A 17,470-nucleotide genomic window follows, 5' to 3' on the forward strand; every position below is an offset into this window, starting at 1 on the left:
GGCGCATTCCCCTCTGTGCGTTCCACCGGGGGGCGGAGCGGGTCGTGGCGCGCCACATACGGGGCGTGATCGCGGGTGTTCTGTCGTCCTCCCCGCGCCGCTCCCCGGGGAAACCTCAACTTCCCCAAGAATCATGGAAGTCGCGCCCCCGGGACCGCGGGCGCGGTGCGGCCTCGGGGCCCGTACAGGCCGCCTTACAGCCGGTTTACTGCTGAAACGGGCAGGATGGGGGTCCACACCCCCCTGCCCGGAGGACACCCTCGCGGGCACCCAGAGGAAGGACCCGACGTGCGCGTACTCGTCGTCGAGGACGAGCAGCTGCTCGCCGATGCGGTGGCCACCGGACTGCGCCGGGAGGCCATGGCCGTCGACGTCGTGTACGACGGCGCCGCCGCCCTTGAGCGGATCGGGGTGAACGACTACGACGTGGTGGTCCTGGACCGCGACCTGCCGCTCGTGCACGGCGACGACGTCTGCCGCAAGATCGTCGAGTTGGGGATGCCCACCCGGGTGCTGATGCTCACCGCGTCCGGGGACGTCAGCGACCGGGTGGAGGGCCTGGAGATCGGCGCGGACGACTACCTGCCCAAGCCCTTCGCCTTCACCGAACTGACCGCCCGGGTACGCGCCCTGGGACGACGCACCACGGTCGCGTTGCCGCCGGTCCTGGAGCGCTCCGGCATCAAGCTCGACCCCAACCGGCGCGAGGTCTTCCGCGACGGCCGGGAGATCCAGCTCGCGCCGAAGGAGTTCGCGGTGCTGGAGGTGCTGATGCGCAGCGAGGGCGCGGTGGTCTCCGCCGAGCAGCTCCTGGAGAAGGCCTGGGACGAGAACACCGACCCCTTCACCAACGTCGTACGGGTCACCGTGATGACCCTGCGCCGCAAGCTCGGCGAGCCGCCGGTCATCGTCACGGTGCCCGGCTCCGGCTACCGGATCTGAGGCGCCGGTGAAGACCGCACCGGTACCACCGGCCGCTCCGCCCAAGCCGTCCTGGGACCCCAGGCAGCCCGAGCAGCCCTTCCCCTGGATCCGCTCCACGATCCGGATACGGCTCACGCTGCTCTACGGCGGCATGTTCCTGATCGCGGGCATCCTGCTGCTGTCGATCATCTATCTGCTCACCGCGCAGGCCCTGCGGGACGCCACCGGACAGCTGGACTTCCAGGTGTCGGGCCAGCAGGTCCACCTCTCCAGCGAGGCCTGCCCCGGCCTGGCCGACGCCCGGGACAACGCCGAGCTGAACGCGGTGCTCCGCTCCTGCCTCGGCAACACCCGCCAGCAGGCGCTCAACGATCTCCTCAACCGCTCCCTGCTGGCCCTGGTCGGCCTCAGCGTCATCGCCTTCGCCTTCGGTTACGCGATGGCGGGGCGGGTCCTGTCGCCGCTCGGCCGGATCACCAGGACCGTGCGCAGGGTGGCCGGAACCGATCTGTCCCGGCGGATCGAGATGGACGGCCCGGACGACGAGCTCAAGGAGCTCGCCGACACCTTCGACGACATGCTGGACCGGCTGGAGCGGGCCTTCACCGCCCAGCAGCGCTTCGTCGCCAACGCCTCGCACGAGCTGCGCACACCGCTCGCCATCAACCGGACCCTGCTGGAGGTCCACCTCTCGGACCCGGGGGCGCCGGTCGAGCTCCAGCAACTGGGCAAGACGCTCCTGGCCACCAACGAGCGCAGCGAGCAGCTCGTGGAGGGGCTGCTGCTGCTCGCCCGCAGCGACAACCAGATCGTCGAGCGCAAGCCCGTGGACATGGCCGAGGTCGCCACCCGCGCCCTCGACCAGACCCGCGGCGAGGCCCAGGACAAGGGGGTGGAGCTGCGCGGGGAGCAGGAGCCGGCCGTCGTCCAGGGCAACGGGGTACTGCTGGAGCGGATCGCGCTCAACCTGGTTCAGAACGCGGTGCGGTACAACGTGACCGACACTGGATGGGTCGAGGTGACCACGGGGGTCGAGGACGGCCACGCGGTGCTGGTGGTGTCGAACACGGGTCCAGTGGTTCCCGCGTACGAGATCGACAACCTCTTCGAGCCGTTCAGGAGGCTGCGCACGGAGCGCACGGGCAGTGACAAGGGCGTAGGCCTGGGGCTGTCCATCGCGCGCAGCGTCGCGAGGGCCCACGGAGGCCGTATCATCGCGGAGCCCCGCGAGGGCGGCGGGCTGGTCATGCGCGTCACGCTGCCGGTGTGACACCCGGCCGACGCGCTTGGCGAAGCCGCCAAAGTGTTCGCTTTAAGCGGAATTTTCGGGACGGAAACCCGGGCGTTCCGTGTGTGATCGATCACAGGTCGCACTTTCCTGCCACCTACTCTCCGTGATCACCAACCCGCCGCAAACCCGGGAAAAGTCCGGGTTTCCAGGGGGTGCGATCACGGGAAGTACACGGGGTGGCGCACAGGGAGTGCGGCATCCGGACCGTGTACGGTCCCGATCGCCATCCAGGACGGTCACTCCGAGGAGTGCGTCTCAGGTGTCGATTGAGTAACAGACCTTGATGTGAGGCAAAATCTCCGCCTCAGGTCGGGCACAAGTCCGGCCTCTCACGCGTTACTGCGCTGGAGACACCGCAACCACCCAGAGGGGGAGAGCGACATGGCAACGGATTACGACACCCCACGTAAGACCGATGACGACCTCAACGAGGACAGCATCGAAGAACTCAAGGCGCGGCGGAACGACAAGTCGAACACGACCGTCGACGTCGACGAGTTCGAGCAGGCTGAAGGCCTGGAGCTGCCCGGCGCGGACCTTTCCAACGAGGAACTGTCCGTCCGTGTGCTGCCCCGGCAGGCCGACGAGTTCACCTGCATGAGCTGCTTCCTGGTCCACCACCGCAGTCAGCTGGCCCGTGAGAAGAACGGCCAGCCGATCTGCCGCGACTGCGACTAGGACGGGGTCGGCCGTGACTGGCGCGACACCGTTCAGGAAGCGGCCTTTCCGGCGCAAGAAGGCGTCGGAGGCACAACCGGGCGGCACCGGCCCGACGGACGTCGACAAGACGTCCGCCGAGTCCACCGCCCTCGTGCAGTCCTCCCACCGGGAAACCCCGCGCGACGGGGAGACCTCCCAGCGGGAGGACGGCGAGTTGAGTGACGCCGCCGGCGCACATGACGGCGAGCAGGGCCTGCCGGTCCCGCTCGACGACACGAAGGGGCCCGTGACCGGGGCCCGGCGTCTGGCGGCCCTCAGGCAGGGCATACCCGCCATCAAGCAGAGTGTGCCCGCCATGAAGCAGGGCGCACGCAAGGGCGGAGAGGGCGCGAAAGCGGCTCTCGGCCACCTCACCGACCGGATCGTCGAGAGCGCCCCACGGGTACCCGTGCGGGACCTCGCGACCCTGCGCAAGCACTTCCCCGGGCTCGGCCCCGAGGAGATCGCCGACAAGCTCGTGGCGGGCGCCTCCAACGGCACGTCCACCGTGGGCGCCGGCATCGGGGCCGCCGCGATGCTGCCCGTGCCGATGGCCATGCCTGCCGAGCTGGCCACCGAGATCACCGGCGTCGCCGCGATCGAACTCAAGCTCATCGCCGAACTGCACGAGGTCTACGGGCAGCGACCGCCGGGCAACCTCAAGCAGCGGACCTTCGCCTACCTCGGCTCCTGGGCCGAGGAACGCGGCATCGACGTCACCAAACCCACCACGCTCAACGCCGCGCTCGGCGGGCAGATGAAGCGCGAGCTGCGCCAGCAGATCATGAAGCGCATGGTGCGCAACCTGCCGAACCTGATGCCGTTCATGGTCGGGGCCGCGGTCGGCGCGGTGATGAACCGGCGGGACACGCGGAAGCTGGCCGACCGTATCCGCGGCGACCTGCGCAAGAAGCAGGTCCCGTGGGACGCGCTCAAGCTGCCGCCGCTGGACCACGCGCGGGAGCTCAAGGAGCTGGAGGGGTAGCTCCGCCGCGGCCGGATGTACGCGCCTCCGCGGGCGGGTTCTGCGAGCGGCCGGAAGTACGCGCCCCCGCGGGCGGGTTCGGCGAGGAGGGCCCCTACCGGGTGCTTTCCGCTCGCGCCGAGGCCAGCACGTCCGCCAGGGCCTGGGGGTGGCGGGTGGAGAGGTAGGCGTACGGGGTGGGGTCCGCCGGGTCGGTCACCGGGATTCGTACCGCCGTGGGGATGTAGCTGCGCAACAGCATGAAGGCGCGCAGATCGGCCTTGTGGGTGCGCCAGGCGCGCGTCTCCTCGGCGTCCAGCACCTCGGCCGCACCCAGGGCGGAGACCGGGATCCTCGCGTCGCCCGCGACCAGCGAACCGGCCACCACCCTGATCCGCACCGAGCCGTAACTGCTGACCAGCGCGCCCGTGAGGACGATCCCGCCGATCACTCCGCCGAGCATCGGCAGAGGGCCGAGCGGCAGCAGCATCAGCCCGCACGCGATGCCCACCAGCACGGTGATGAACCACCAGGAGCGGGGCGCGGTCAGGCGTTCTTCGTAGGACTGCATGACGCTTAGCTTGGCACGGCGCGAGGCGCGCGCCCCTACGCGGGGCGGTGCCTTCCCGGCGGACGATCTCCGAACCCCCGGCCGGACGGGCGGGCGCAGGGGCGGTCCGGATGACTCGCGTGCGGCAAACCGAAGTAAGGTCTGCGGCTGTGAGTACTGAGAACCCCCGGGAGGCGACCGGCGGACGTCCGGCCGGCTCCGCGGCCCTGATGCCCCCGGCCGACGCCATAGCCCCGGTCCGGCACCCCGACGCCCCGGCCCCGGGAGAGCTCCTCGGCGCGCACTACGAGCACTGTTTCGGGTGCGGTGACGCCCAGCCGCACGGGCTGCACCTCCAGGCGCGGGCAGGGGAGGGGCCCGGCGTGCGGGTCTCGGCCGAGTTCACCGTCAAACCCGCCCACCAGGGCGCCCCCGGCCTCGCCCACGGCGGTGTGCTGGCGACCGCGCTGGACGAGACGCTGGGCTCGCTGCAGTGGCTGCTGCGGGTGATCGCGGTGACGGGACGGCTGGAGACCGACTTCGTACGCCCCGTGCCCGTCGGCACCGCGCTGCACCTGGACGCCGAGGTCACCGCCGTGCACGGGCGCAAGATCTACTCCACGGCGACCGGCAGGATCGGCGGCCCTGAGGGGCCCGTCGCGGTCCGGGCGGACGCCCTCTTCATCGAAGTCAAGGTCGACCACTTCATCGACAACGGCCGTCCGGAGGAGATCCAGGCAGCCATGGCCGACCCCGACCAGGCCAGGCGCGCCCGCGCCTTCGAGGTGAACCCATGAGCCGTAACCCCGTGGACGTACTCATCCGCCGGGTCGACCCCGACGTACCGCTGCCGTCGTACGGGCACCCCGGTGACGCCGGGGCCGACCTCGTCACCACGCAGGCGTGCGTACTCGCACCGGGCGAGCGGACGGTGCTGCCGACCGGTGTCTCGATCGCGCTGCCCGACGGGTACGCGGCGTTCGTGCACCCGCGTTCGGGCCTCGCGGCCCGCTGCGGTCTGGCCCTCGTGAATGCCCCGGGGACGGTGGATGCCGGGTACCGTGGGGAGATCAAGGTGATCGTGGTCAATCTGGACCCGCGCGAGAGCGTTCGGTTCGAGCGTTTCGACCGGATCGCCCAACTGGTCGTCCAGCAGGTCGAGAAGGTGCGCTTCCACGAGGTCGCGGAACTTCCGGGCTCCGCACGGGCCGCGGGGGGCTTCGGGTCGACCGGCGGCCACGCCGCGGTGGGTGGGCCCGCTGCCGGCGGACCGGTGGGCGGCACGGTGGACGGCGCCACGGACGACTCATCGGGTGGGAACTCATACGCTTCGGTCGTTATCGACCGGGAAGGACAGTGACGTGTTCGGACGTCGCAAGAAGAGCGAATCCGCCGAGGACGAGGCGGGCGTGACCGAGCAGGTCGCCGACGGGGTCGAGTCCACCGAGGACACAGCCGGCACGGACGGCGAGGCGCGCAGGTCCAACCTGCCGCCGGCGCCCCGTCCGGACGGCCCCTGGGACATCTCCGAGGTCTCCGAGCCCGGCGAGGGCCGGGTGGACCTGGGCGGCATCTTCGTGCCCGGCGTCGAAGGCATGGAGCTGCGGGTGGAGGTCGCGGGAGACGCGATCGTGGCCGCGACGGTGGTGCTGCGGGACAGCGCCGTGCAGTTGCAGGCCTTCGCCGCGCCGAAGAAGGAAGGCATCTGGGGCGAGGTCCGCGAGGAGATCGCCTCCGGCATCACCCAGCAGGGTGGCGTCATCGACGAGGTCGAGGGCCCGCTGGGCTGGGAGCTGCGCGCCCAGGTCCCCGTACAGCTGCCGGACGGCAACAGCGGCGTCCAGCTGGTGCGCTTCGTCGGCATCGACGGGCCCCGCTGGTTCCTGCGCGGAGTGATCTCCGGACAGGGCGCGGTGCAGCCGGAGGCCGCGGGCGTCCTGGAGCAGATCTTCCTGGACACCGTGGTGGTACGGGGCGACGGGCCGATGGCGCCGCGCGACCCGATCGTCCTGAAGCTGCCGGACGACGCGCAGATGGTCGCCGAGGGCGTCCAGCAGGAGGAGCAGGCCGAGTCCCGCTTCTCCGGCGGCATGGGGCAGCTGCAGCGCGGGCCGGAGATCACCGAGGTGCGCTGACGAGGTGCGCCGAGCAGTACGCAGGCTCGGGCCGGTGGCCCGCATCCCCCCACGGGGTGCGGGCCACCGGCCTTTTCCGGCTCCGCGGGAGGGGCTCCGGGGGAGGGGAGGGTGGCCCGGCACGAGCGGCACGAGCGGCACGAGCGGCACGAGTGGCACGAGGGCGCTCCGGGGTCGAGCCGCCCGGACCCCTGGGCAGACTGCCCGGGTCCTTCGGCCGCCCGGGCCCGTGGGTCGCCCGGGTCCTTCGGCCGCCCGGGCCCGTGGGCCGCCCAGATCCTTCGGTCACCCGGACCCGTGAGCCGCCCGGGTCCCTCGGCCGCCCGGACCCTTGGGCCGGCGGCCTGGATCCCTGGGCCACCCGGCCCCTTCCGCCGCATCAGAATCCCGTCAAGGCGCCCCTCCCGCCTGCGCACTGTCCCAAAGGTCCGCTTCGCTGGCCTTATGGTCGACAGCAGCGCAGCCAGCTGCTTTCGAAAGACAATGGGGCCATGGGACGAGGGGCACGCGGAAAGCTCAGGATCTATCTCGGTGCGGCACCGGGCGTCGGCAAGACCTACGCGATGCTCTCCGAGGCCCACCGCCGGGTGGAGCGCGGCACCGACTGCGTGGTGGCCTTCGTCGAGCACCACGGCCGGCCGCGTACCGAGGTGATGCTGCACGGCCTCGAAGAGGTGCCCCGGCGCGAGATCGAGTACCGCGGTACCACCTTCACCGAGATGGACGTCGAAGCGGTCCTGGAGCGCGATCCGGCCGTCGCCCTCGTCGACGAGCTCCCGCACACCAACGTCCCCGGCTCCCGGCACGCCAAGCGCTGGCAGGACGTCGAGGCGCTGCTCCAGGCCGGCATCGACGTCATATCGACGGTCAACATCCAGCACCTGGAGTCGCTCGGCGACGTCGTCGAGTCGATAACCGGGGTACGTCAGCGCGAGACGGTCCCCGACGAGGTGGTCCGCCGCGCGGACCAGCTCGAACTGGTCGACATGTCGCCACAGGCGCTGCGCCGGCGCATGGCGCACGGCAACATCTACCGGCACGACAAGATCGACGCCTCGCTCTCGAACTACTTCCGCCCCGGCAACCTCACCGCCCTGCGCGAGCTGGCGCTCCTGTGGGTGGCCGACCGGGTCGACGAGTACCTCCAGCAGTACCGGGGCGAGCACAACATCCGCTCCACCTGGCAGGCGCGCGAGCGCATAGCCGTCGGCCTCACCGGCGGCCCCGAGGGACGCACCCTCATCCGCCGGGCCTCCCGGATGGCGGCCAAGGGCTCCGGCAGCGAGATCCTCGCCGTGTACGTCGCCCGCAGCGACGGCCTCACCGCGGCCTCGCCCAAGGAACTGGCCGTCCAGCGCACCCTCGTCGAGGACCTCGGCGGCACCTTCCACCACGTCATCGGTGACGACGTGCCCAGCTCCCTGCTGGAGTTCGCGCGCGGGGTCAACGCCACCCAGATCGTGCTCGGCTCCAGCCGGCGCAAGACCTGGCAGTACGTCTTCGGGCCCGGTGTCGGACAGACCGTGGCCCGTGACTCAGGGCCCGACCTGGACGTCCACATCGTCACCCACGACGAGGTCGCCAAGGGCCGCGGCCTTCCCGTGGCCAGAGGGGCCAGGCTCGGCACCTCCCGCATCACGGCCGGCTGGCTGGTCGGTGTCGTGGGGCCGGTCCTGATGACCCTGCTGCTCAACAGCATCAGCAATGCCCCCGGCCTCGCCAACGACGTCCTGCTCTACCTCTTCCTGACCGTCGTCGCCGCCCTCCTCGGCGGCCTGCTGCCCGCCCTCGCCGCGGCGGCAGCGGGCTCCTTGCTCCTCAACTACTTCTTCACCCCGCCCACCCGCACCCTCACCGTTGACGACCCCAAGAACATCGTCGCCATCGCGATCTTCTTCGCGGTCGGCGTCTCCGTCGCCTCCGTCGTGGACCTGGCGGCCCGCCGCACCCACCAGGCGGCCAGGCTGCGCGCCGAGTCCGAGATCCTGTCCTTCCTCGCGGGCAGCGTGCTGCGCGGCGAGACCACGCTCGACGCGCTCCTGGAACGGGTCAGGGAGACCTTCGCCATGGAGTCCGTGGCCCTGCTGGAGCGCCGGAGCGACGTCGACCCGTGGACCTGCGCCGGCAGCGTCGGCCCCAGGCCGACCGAGCGCCCGGAGGACGCGGACGTGGACATGCCCGTCGGCGACCACATGGCACTCGCCCTGTCCGGCCGGGTGCTGCCCGCCGAGGACCGCAGGGTGCTCGCCGCGTTCGCCGCCCAGGCGGCCGTCGTGCTCGACCGCCAGCGCCTGGTCGGCGAGGCGGAGGAGGCGCGCCGGCTGGCCGAGGGCAACCGGATACGCACCGCGCTGCTCGCCGCCGTCAGCCATGACCTCCGTACCCCTCTGGCCTCCATCAAGGCCGCGGTCACCTCATTGCGGAGTGACGACGTCTCCTGGTCCGAGGCGGACGAGGCGGAACTGCTCGCCGGTATCGAGGAGGGCGCCGACCGCCTCGACCACCTGGTGGGCAACCTCCTGGACATGTCCCGCCTGCAGACCGGCACCGTCACCCCGCTCATCCGCGAGACCGATCTCGACGAGGTCATCCCGATGGCACTGGTCGGCGTGCCGGACGACAGCGTGGAACTGGACATTCCGGAGACCCTGCCGATGGTCGCCGTCGACCGGGGGCTGCTGGAGCGGGCCGCCGCCAACCTCGTCGAGAACGCCGTCAAGTACAGCCCGCCGGGCGTTCCCGTCGCGGTCGCCGCGAGTGCGCTCGGCGACCGGGTGGAGGTACGCGTCACCGACCGCGGCCCCGGCGTCCCCGACGACAACAAGGAACGCATCTTCGAGCCCTTCCAGCGGTACGGGGACGCCCCGCGCGGCGCCGGGGTCGGCCTCGGCCTCGCGGTGGCCAGGGGCTTCGTCGAGGCGATGGGCGGCACGCTCAGCGCCGAGGACACCCCCGGCGGCGGGATGACGATGGTCCTCACCCTCAAGGTGGCGCCCGGCCAGACGGTCGTCGCCCCCGACTTCTCCCAGGCCCAGGCCGTCTCATGACCCCGGCCCGTACCGCCCCGACCCATACGACAGCAGTGAGGAAGGCCCCCATGACCCGGGTGCTCGTGGTCGACGACGAACCGCAGATCGTGCGTGCCCTCGTGATCAACCTGAAGGCGCGCAAGTACGAGGTGGACGCGGCCCCCGACGGCGCCACCGCCCTCCAGCTCGCCGCGGCCCGGCACCCCGACGTGGTGGTCCTCGACCTGGGCCTGCCCGACATGGACGGCGTGGACGTCATCAAGGGGCTGCGCGGCTGGACCCGGGTACCGATCCTGGTGCTCTCCGCCCGGCACACGTCCGACGAGAAGGTCGAGGCGCTCGACGCCGGCGCCGACGACTACGTCACCAAGCCCTTCGGCATGGACGAACTCCTCGCCCGGCTGCGCGCCGCCGTCCGCAGGGCCGAGCCGGTCGGCACGGCCGAGGAGGGCGACGTACTCATAGAGACGGCCGGCTTCGACGTCGACCTCGCCGCGAAGAAGGTGCGCAGGGAGGGCCGCGACGTGCGCCTCACCCCCACCGAATGGCACCTCCTGGAGGTGCTCGTACGCAACACCGGCCGCCTGGTCAGCCAGAAACAGCTGCTCCAGGAGGTCTGGGGCCCCTCCTACGGCACCGAGACCAACTACCTCCGGGTCTACATGGCCCAGCTCCGCCGCAAACTGGAGGCCGACCCGGCCCACCCGCGGCACTTCATCACCGAGCCGGGAATGGGCTACCGGTTCGAACGCTGAGCGACCGGGGCGCGGCGGGGCCGGGGCCCGGATCCCGGCCGGGCTCGCGGCCGGACCAGGACTGGGACCGGGCTCACGGCCGGGATCAAGGCCGGGACGGCGGCGTCCGTCACCGCTTCGAGTGATGATCGTGACTACGGCGGGTGACCCCGGACGTCCGTACCCCGGTACGCTTCCGGTATGAGTGCCGTACCTCGTCCCGAGAAGCCGACCGGGCGGTTCCGCCGAATGCTCGACCGCCTGTCCACCTCGCAGGAGGACCTGCACTGCACGGAACTCCAGGCGGACACCCACTCCGCCGGCTGCACCCCCATATCCGCCTGCGACGACCGACAGATCGTCAAGGTGACTGGTACGTTGCGCACGGTCACCCTGCGCCCGCGCGCGGGAGTGCCGGCCCTGGAGGCAGAGCTGTTCGACGGCACGGCCCCCCTGGACGTCGTCTGGCTGGGCCGCCGCTCCATCGCCGGCATAGAACCGGGCCGCAAGCTCATCGCCTCCGGCCGGATCTCCATGAGCCACGGCCGCCGGGTGCTCTTCAACCCCAAATACGAACTCCGACCGCTCGGACAGGAGTAGCCGGTGACGTCATTCGACAAGCCGACCACCGCCCCCCACCAGGACGACGACCCCGCACACCGCGGCGGCGCGGAGGCCGGGACCGAGTCCGGCGTCCCCGGGGCGCCCGACCCCGCGCGACCGTACGTCGTCCCGCAGAACGCGCCCCCGCAGGACCCCGCCGCGAAGGCCGCCACCGAGGCCGCGCTCTTCGAGGCGTTCGGCGGCGTGCGCGGCATGGTCGAGACGGTGCTGCCCGGCCTGCTGTTCGTGACCATCTTCACGATCAACAAGGACCTGCACATCTCGGCCATCGCGGCCCTCGGCGTCTCGCTCCTGATGGTCGTGGCCCGGCTGCTCCGCAAGGACTCCATGAAGCACGCCTTCAGCGGCGTCTTCGGCGTCGCCTTCGGTGTGGTCTTCGCGATGATGACGGGCAACGCCAAGGACTTCATGCTGCCCGGCATGCTGTACACGCTGGGTCTCTCGCTCGCCTACCTGGTGACCGCGGTCGCGGGAGTGCCGCTGATCGGTCTGATCCTGGGCCCGGTCTTCAAGGAGAACCTCTCCTGGCGGACCCGTAACCCCGGGCGCAAGAAGGCGTACACCAAGGCGAGTTACGCCTGGGGCCTGATCCTGCTCACCAAGTGCGCGATCCTCTTCCCGCTGTACTGGTGGGCCGACACCACCAAGTTCGGCTGGGTGGTCGTCGCGCTGAAGATCCCGCCGTTCCTGCTGGCCGTCTGGCTGACCTGGGTCTTCCTGGCGAAGGCGCCCGCCCCCATCGACGTGTTCGCGGAGATGGAGGCCGAGGAGAAGGCCGAGAAGGAGCGCAAGGCGGCTGCCACACAGCACCGCGAGCTCTGATCCGGCGCATTCGCACCTGACGCCCGCGGCACGCGGCACCTGCGGTCACGTGCCGTCCCGGGCACCTGAGGTTGCTTGCCGTACCGGGCACCTGTGGTCGCCCGTCATACCGGGCACCTGAGGTCGCCCGCCCCACCCGGCATCCGTGGTCGCCTGCCGTACGGGGAAGGGCCCGCACCGTCTCGCACGGTGCGGGCCCCTCCCCGTAGCAGCGCTCGTCACAGCGTGCCTGCCGGAACCGCCGCTCAGTCCTCGGCCGAGTCCTCGCGCCGGACCGAGAGCAGGTCCTCCAGTTGCTCCTCGCGTGCCTGCGCGGCCACGAACAGCAGCTCGTCGCCCGGCTCCAGGGTCTCCTCCGGAGTCGGCGTCAGGACCCGCGTACCGCGGATGATCGTCACCAGCGAGGTGTCCACCGGCCATTCCACCTCGCTGATCTGCGTGCCCGACAGCGCCGACTCGGGCGGCAGCGTCAGCTCCACCAGGTTGGCGTCGCCGTGGCTGAAGCGCATCAGCCGTACGAGATCGCCGACGCTCACCGCCTCCTCGACCAGCGCCGACATCAGCCGCGGCGTGGAAACGGCGACGTCGACGCCCCAGGACTCGTTGAACAGCCACTCGTTCTTGGGGTTGTTCACCCGGGCCACCACCCGCGGCACCCCGTACTCGGTCTTGGCGAGCAGCGAGACCACCAGGTTGACCTTGTCGTCACCGGTCGCCGCGATCACGACGTTGCAGCGCTGCAACGCCGCCTCGTCCAGCGAGGTGATCTCGCACGCGTCCGCCAGCAGCCACTCCGCCATCGGCACCCGCTCCACCGAGATGGCGGTGGGCGCCTTGTCGACGAGCAGCACCTCGTGCCCGTTCTCCAGGAGCTCACCGGCGATGGAACGCCCCACCGCGCCCGCTCCGGCAATCGCGACCCTCATCAGTGACCTTCCTCGGGGCCCAGCGAACAGGCCGCCTCGACCTTCGCGATCTCGTGCGTGTGCATCATCACGTGGACGAGGTCGCCCTCCTGCAGCACCGTCTGGGAGGTCGGCAGTATCGCTTCGCCCAGCCGGGTGAGGAATGCGACGCGCACGCCCGTCTCCTCCTGCAACCTACTGATCTTGTGCCCGATCCAGGACGGCGAGATGTGCACCTCCGCGAGCTGCACACCACCGCTCGGGTCCCGCCACAGCGGCTCCGCGCCCGAAGGCAGCAGCCGGCGCAGCATCTGGTCGGCGGTCCAGCGGACCGTGGCGACCGTCGGGATGCCGAGACGCTGGTAGACCTCCGCCCGGCGCGGGTCGTAGATGCGTGCCGCGACGTTCTCGATGCCGAACATCTCGCGGGCCACCCGGGCCGCGATGATGTTCGAGTTGTCGCCGCTGCTGACGGCGGCGAACGCACCGGCGTCCTCGATCCCCGCCTCGCGGAGGGTGTCCTGGTCGAACCCGACCCCGGAGACCCTGCGGCCACCGAACCCGGAACCCAGACGGCGGAAGGCCGTGGGGTCCTGGTCGATCACCGCGACCGTGTGCCCCTGCTGCTCCAGAGTCTGCGCGAGAGCGGCTCCCACTCGCCCGCAGCCCATGATGACGACGTGCACGTCCGTCCTTCCGCCCGTTAAGAGTCCATCAAGAGTTTTCGTTGACTTTTTGTCGGACTCACTAGAGTCGCAGACCGCCGACAAAGCTACACACGCGCGGTGACCCCGGGGACCCCCGGTCAGCGCCTTCCTCCATGGTCGGCGCCGCGCCGGGCCCGCCGCGGACGGAACATTCCGGCGACCGGGGGTGGTGTGCGGGCCACGCCCGTTCGACCCCTTACGATCCTCGACGTGTCCAAACTGACCGACGTGCCCAAACGGATCCTGATCGGCCGGGCCCTGCGCAGCGACAAGCTGGGAGAAACGCTCCTCCCCAAGCGCATCGCACTTCCCGTCTTCGCCTCCGACCCGCTCTCCTCCGTGGCGTACGCGCCCGGGGAAGTCCTGCTCGTGCTCTCCATCGCGGGTGTCTCGGCGTACCACTTCAGTCCGTGGATCGCGGTCGCTGTCGTCGTCCTGATGTTCACGGTGGTCGCCTCCTACCGGCAGAACGTGCACGCGTACCCGAGCGGCGGCGGCGACTACGAGGTCGCCAACACCAACCTCGGCCCGAAGGCCGGACTGACCGTCGCCAGCGCACTGCTGGTCGACTACGTCCTGACCGTCGCCGTGTCGATCTCCTCGGGCATCGAGAACCTGGGCTCGGCCGTTCCGTTCGTCGTCGAGCACAAGGTGCTGTGCGCGGTCGCCGTCATCGTCCTCCTGACGCTGCTCAACCTGCGCGGCATGAAGGAGTCGGGAAAGCTCTTCGCGATCCCCACGTACGTCTTCGTCTGCGGCGTCTTCATCATGCTCGCCTGGGGCGCCTTCCGGGCGCTGACCGGCGACGACATGAGCGCCCCCACCGCGAACCTGCAGATCAAGCCCGAACATCCGGGCCTGGCCGGCTTCGCACTCGTCTTCCTCCTGCTGCGCGCCTTCTCCTCCGGCTGCGCCGCCCTCACCGGCGTGGAGGCCATCTCCAACGGCGTCCCCGCCTTCCGCAAGCCGAAGTCGAAGAACGCGGCGACGACCCTCACGCTGATGGGCACCCTGGCCGTCATCATGTTCTGCGGCATCATCGCGCTGGCCATGAACACCGGCGTCAAGATGGCCGAGAAGCCGGCCGTGGACCTGATCCGCGACGGCGTGCCGGTCGGGGACGGGTACGTGCAGAACCCGGTGATCTCGCAGGTCGCCGCCGCGGTCTTCGGCGAAGGCACCTTCTTCTTCGTGCTGCTCGCCGCCGCCACCGCGCTGGTCCTCTTCCTGGCGGCCAACACGGCGTACAACGGGTTCCCGCTGCTCGGCTCGATCCTCGCCCAGGACCGCTACCTGCCCCGCCAGCTGCACACCCGCGGCGACCGGCTCGCCTTCTCCAACGGCATCGTGCTGCTCGCGGGCGCCGCCGTGCTCCTGGTCGTCCTCTACGGCGCCGACTCCACCAAGCTCATCCAGCTGTACATCGTCGGGGTCTTCGTCTCCTTCACCCTCAGCCAGATCGGCATGGTCCGGCACTGGAACCGGAACCTCAGGACCACCAAGGACCAGGCCGCGCGCCGCCACATGATCCGCTCGCGCGCGATCAACGCGTTCGGGGCCTTCTTCACGGGGCTGGTCCTGGTGGTCGTCCTGGCCACCAAGTTCACCCACGGCGCGTGGGTCGCCCTGCTCGGCATGGTGATCTTCTACGGCACGATGACCGCCATCCGTAAGCACTACGACCGGGTGGCCGAGGAGATCGCGGCGGCCGAAGGCCCCTCCGACGACAGCCTGCGCCCCTCGCGCGTCCACTCCATCGTCCTGGTCTCCAAGGTGCACAAGCCCACGCTGCGCGCGCTCGCGTACGCCAAGCTGATGCGCTCGGACCGGATGGAGGCCCTCTCCATCAGCGTCGACCCGGCGGAGACGAAGGCACTGCGCGACGAGTGGGAGCGCCGGGGCATCAACGTCCCCCTGAAAATCCTCGACTCCCCGTACCGGGAGATCACCCGCCCGATCATCGAGTACGTGAAGGGACTGCGCCGCGAGAGCCCGCGCGACGTGGTCTCCGTGTACATCCCGGAGTACGTGGTCGGCCACTGGTACGAACACCTGCTGCACAACCAGTCCGCCCTGCGCCTCAAGGGCCGGCTCCTCTTCACGCCGGGTGTGATGGTGACCTCCGTCCCGTACCAGCTGGAATCCTCCGAGGCGGCGAAGAAGCGCGCGAAGCGGCGGCAGAACTGGAGCGCGCCGGGGGCGGTCCGCAGGGGCCCCGTGGACCGGCGCCCCAAGGAGACGTCGAAGCACTGACGGGGCGCCGGCGAGGCGCTGGCGAAGCGCCGACCGGGATTCAGCGCCGGTCCGCGCGGGCCCGCGCGCATCTTCGCGGACTGACTGAGGTTTGCCTTGGTCGAGCGGCCGGGCGACACCCACGTAGACTGGTGGGCTGTTGTCCGGCCGTACGCCTTCCGCCCCCTTTGATCCCCTGGAGTCACCCCACCATGCAGTCCGAATCCCAGGCATCGAAGGGCGCCGAGGCACCCGAGGCATCCGACCGGCCCGCGACCCCCGGCGCGTCCGCATCCCCCGAGCCGTCTGCGGCCCCCGACCCGTCCGCGACCCCCGGCGCGTCCGCGTCCCCCGACGCGCCTGCGGCCCCGAAGGCCTCCCTCGTCGGTACGGAGTACGAGGTCGAGGTCGGGCCCGTCGCGCACGGCGGCCACTGCATCGCCCGTACGTCGGAGGGCCAGGTCCTCTTCGTCCGGCACACCCTCCCCGGCGAGAAGGTCGTCGCCCGGGTCACGGACGGCGAAGAGGGCGCCCGTTTCCTGCGCGCCGACGCGGTGACGGTCCTCGAACCCTCCAAGGACCGGGTCGAGGCCCCCTGCCCGTTCTCCGGCCCCGGCAAGTGCGGCGGCTGCGACTGGCAGCACGCCAAGCCGGGCGCCCAGCGACGGCTCAAGGGCGATGTGATCGCCGAACAGCTCCTGCGCCTGGCGGGCCTCACCCCCGAGGAGGCGGGCTGGGACGGCACGGTGATGCCCGCCGAGGGCGACAAGCTCCCGGCCGGCCAGGTCCCGCAGTGGCGCACCCGGGTGCAGTACGCGGTCGACGCCGAGGGCGTCGTCGGCCTCCGCAAGCACCGCTCGCACGAGGTCCAGCCGATCGACCACTGCATGATCGCGGCGCAGGGCGTCTCCGAACTCGGCATCGAGAAGCGTGAATGGCCCCAGATGGCGTCGGTCGAGGCGATCGCCGCCACCGGCTCGAACGACCGCCAGGTCATCCTCACCCCGGCCCCCGGCGGCCGCCTCCCGCTCGTCGAACTCGACAAGCCGGTCTCGGTGCTGCGCGTGCACGAGAAGGACGGCGGCGTCCACAAGGTGCACGGCCGCGCCTTCGTCCGCGAGCGGGCCGACGGCCGCACGTACCGCGTCGGCATGGGCGGCTTCTGGCAGGTCCACCCCCAGGCCGCCGACACCTTGATGCGCGCGGTCATGCAGGGCCTGATGCCCCGCAAGGGCGAGACCGCCCTCGACCTCTACTGCGGCGTCGGCCTCTTCGCGGGCTCCGTCGCGGAGCGCGTGGGCGAACGCGGCGCGGTCCTGGGAATCGAGTCCGGCAAGCGCGCCGTCGAGGACGCCCGCCACAACCTCGAATCGATGCCCAACGTCCGCATCGAACAGGGCAAGGTCGACCAGGTCCTCCCGCGCACCGGCATCACCGAGACCGACCTGATCGTCCTGGACCCGCCCCGCGCGGGCGCCGGCAAGCAGACGGTCAAGCACCTCGCCACCCTGGGCGCCCGCCGCATCGCCTACGTGGCCTGCGACCCGGCCGCACTCGCACGCGACATCGCGTACTTCAAGGAGGGCGGCTACAAGGTGCGGACGCTGCGGGCCTTCGATCTGTTTCCGATGACGCATCATGTGGAGTGTGTGGCGATTCTGGAGCCGGAGAAGAAGGACGACTGACCTGCGGGTTTGCGAGTGCGCGTTATGTGCATTGTGTCCGTTACGGGCGATATCTTGACGCATGTTCGACGCATGTGACGCACGTTTGACGCATGAACTGATGGGGCATCAGGCGTCCCGGTGTGCAGGTGGCGGTCCGTCAGGTGCGGTCTGAGGGTCTCTGGTCCTG

General features: G+C 70.8%; 16 protein-coding genes. 13 read left to right on the forward strand and 3 right to left on the reverse strand.

Annotation, left to right across the window (positions count from 1 at the left end):
• Positions 1 to 288 precede the first annotated feature (288 nt).
• From ACIQM4_RS00515 to ACIQM4_RS00530, 4 genes are all read left to right on the forward strand, one after another.
• Positions 289 to 942: a response regulator transcription factor gene (locus tag ACIQM4_RS00515; protein WP_185026810.1), complete on the forward strand. Its 654-nt coding sequence runs from the start codon at positions 289 to 291 to the stop codon at positions 940 to 942.
• Positions 943 to 949: 7 nt separating this feature from the next.
• Entirely contained in the window at positions 950 to 2,194 is a 1,245-nt protein-coding gene (locus ACIQM4_RS00520) for a sensor histidine kinase (RefSeq protein WP_401583946.1), read from the forward strand.
• A 402-nt stretch (positions 2,195 to 2,596) separates the two neighbouring features.
• The gene (locus ACIQM4_RS00525; protein WP_185026814.1) at positions 2,597 to 2,893 is read left to right on the forward strand and encodes a DUF4193 domain-containing protein; all 297 of its coding nucleotides are present in this window, start codon (positions 2,597 to 2,599) and stop codon (positions 2,891 to 2,893) included.
• 13 nt (positions 2,894 to 2,906) lie between these two features.
• Positions 2,907 to 3,899, forward strand: a complete 993-nt coding sequence (locus tag ACIQM4_RS00530) for a hypothetical protein (RefSeq protein WP_401583949.1) — start codon at positions 2,907 to 2,909, stop codon at positions 3,897 to 3,899.
• Positions 3,900 to 3,993: 94 nt separating this feature from the next.
• Here ACIQM4_RS00530 and ACIQM4_RS00535 read toward each other — a convergent pair whose 3' ends face one another.
• A complete protein-coding gene (locus ACIQM4_RS00535) occupies positions 3,994 to 4,449 on the reverse strand; it encodes a DUF3093 domain-containing protein (protein WP_401583952.1) in 456 nt (151 codons plus the stop codon).
• Positions 4,450 to 4,658: 209 nt separating this feature from the next.
• On the opposite strand from ACIQM4_RS00535, the gene ACIQM4_RS00540 reads away from it, so the two are divergent.
• The 7 genes from ACIQM4_RS00540 (at position 4,659) to ACIQM4_RS00570 (ending at position 11,772) form a co-directional block, all read left to right on the forward strand.
• A complete protein-coding gene (locus ACIQM4_RS00540; protein WP_401585981.1) occupies positions 4,659 to 5,225 on the forward strand; it encodes a PaaI family thioesterase in 567 nt (188 codons plus the stop codon).
• On the forward strand, positions 5,222 to 5,788 hold the full coding sequence (dut, locus tag ACIQM4_RS00545) for a dUTP diphosphatase (protein WP_401583955.1): 567 nt from the start codon (positions 5,222 to 5,224) through the stop codon (positions 5,786 to 5,788). Before ACIQM4_RS00540 ends, dut begins: the two co-directional genes overlap by 4 nt.
• A gap of 1 nt (position 5,789) precedes the next feature.
• Positions 5,790 to 6,563 carry a DUF3710 domain-containing protein gene (locus ACIQM4_RS00550; RefSeq protein WP_401583958.1) on the forward strand — a complete coding sequence of 258 codons (774 nt, stop codon included), beginning with the start codon at positions 5,790 to 5,792 and terminating at the stop codon, positions 6,561 to 6,563.
• A 491-nt stretch (positions 6,564 to 7,054) separates the two neighbouring features.
• Positions 7,055 to 9,610 (forward strand): ATP-binding protein, encoded by a 2,556-nt coding sequence (locus ACIQM4_RS00555; RefSeq protein WP_401583961.1) that lies wholly within the window; start codon positions 7,055 to 7,057, stop codon positions 9,608 to 9,610.
• Positions 9,611 to 9,660: 50 nt separating this feature from the next.
• Positions 9,661 to 10,347 (forward strand): response regulator, encoded by a 687-nt coding sequence (locus ACIQM4_RS00560; RefSeq protein WP_401583964.1) that lies wholly within the window; start codon positions 9,661 to 9,663, stop codon positions 10,345 to 10,347.
• Positions 10,348 to 10,527: 180 nt separating this feature from the next.
• Positions 10,528 to 10,926 (forward strand): OB-fold nucleic acid binding domain-containing protein, encoded by a 399-nt coding sequence (locus tag ACIQM4_RS00565; RefSeq protein WP_401583966.1) that lies wholly within the window; start codon positions 10,528 to 10,530, stop codon positions 10,924 to 10,926.
• Between the two features lie 3 nt (positions 10,927 to 10,929).
• Positions 10,930 to 11,772 carry a DUF3159 domain-containing protein gene (locus ACIQM4_RS00570; protein WP_401583969.1) on the forward strand — a complete coding sequence of 281 codons (843 nt, stop codon included), beginning with the start codon at positions 10,930 to 10,932 and terminating at the stop codon, positions 11,770 to 11,772.
• 245 nt (positions 11,773 to 12,017) lie between these two features.
• Here the strand turns inward: ACIQM4_RS00570 and ACIQM4_RS00575 are convergent, their stop codons facing one another.
• Together ACIQM4_RS00575 and ACIQM4_RS00580 are read right to left on the reverse strand one after the other, a co-directional pair.
• Positions 12,018 to 12,698, reverse strand: a complete 681-nt coding sequence (locus tag ACIQM4_RS00575; RefSeq protein ID WP_401583972.1) for a potassium channel family protein — start codon at positions 12,696 to 12,698, stop codon at positions 12,018 to 12,020.
• Complete coding sequence (locus ACIQM4_RS00580; protein ID WP_401583974.1) at positions 12,698 to 13,363, reverse strand: potassium channel family protein; 666 nt, start codon at positions 13,361 to 13,363, stop codon at positions 12,698 to 12,700. Before ACIQM4_RS00580 ends, ACIQM4_RS00575 begins: the two co-directional genes overlap by 1 nt.
• A gap of 231 nt (positions 13,364 to 13,594) precedes the next feature.
• On the opposite strand from ACIQM4_RS00580, the gene ACIQM4_RS00585 reads away from it, so the two are divergent.
• A complete protein-coding gene (locus ACIQM4_RS00585; protein ID WP_401583977.1) occupies positions 13,595 to 15,637 on the forward strand; it encodes an APC family permease in 2,043 nt (680 codons plus the stop codon).
• A 191-nt stretch (positions 15,638 to 15,828) separates the two neighbouring features.
• A complete protein-coding gene (locus tag ACIQM4_RS00590) occupies positions 15,829 to 17,301 on the forward strand; it encodes a class I SAM-dependent RNA methyltransferase (RefSeq protein WP_401583980.1) in 1,473 nt (490 codons plus the stop codon).
• Positions 17,302 to 17,470 lie beyond the last annotated feature (169 nt).

The sequence above is a fragment of the Streptomyces sp. NPDC091272 genome (assembly GCF_044757485.1).
Lineage (GTDB): Bacteria > Actinomycetota > Actinomycetes > Streptomycetales > Streptomycetaceae > Streptomyces.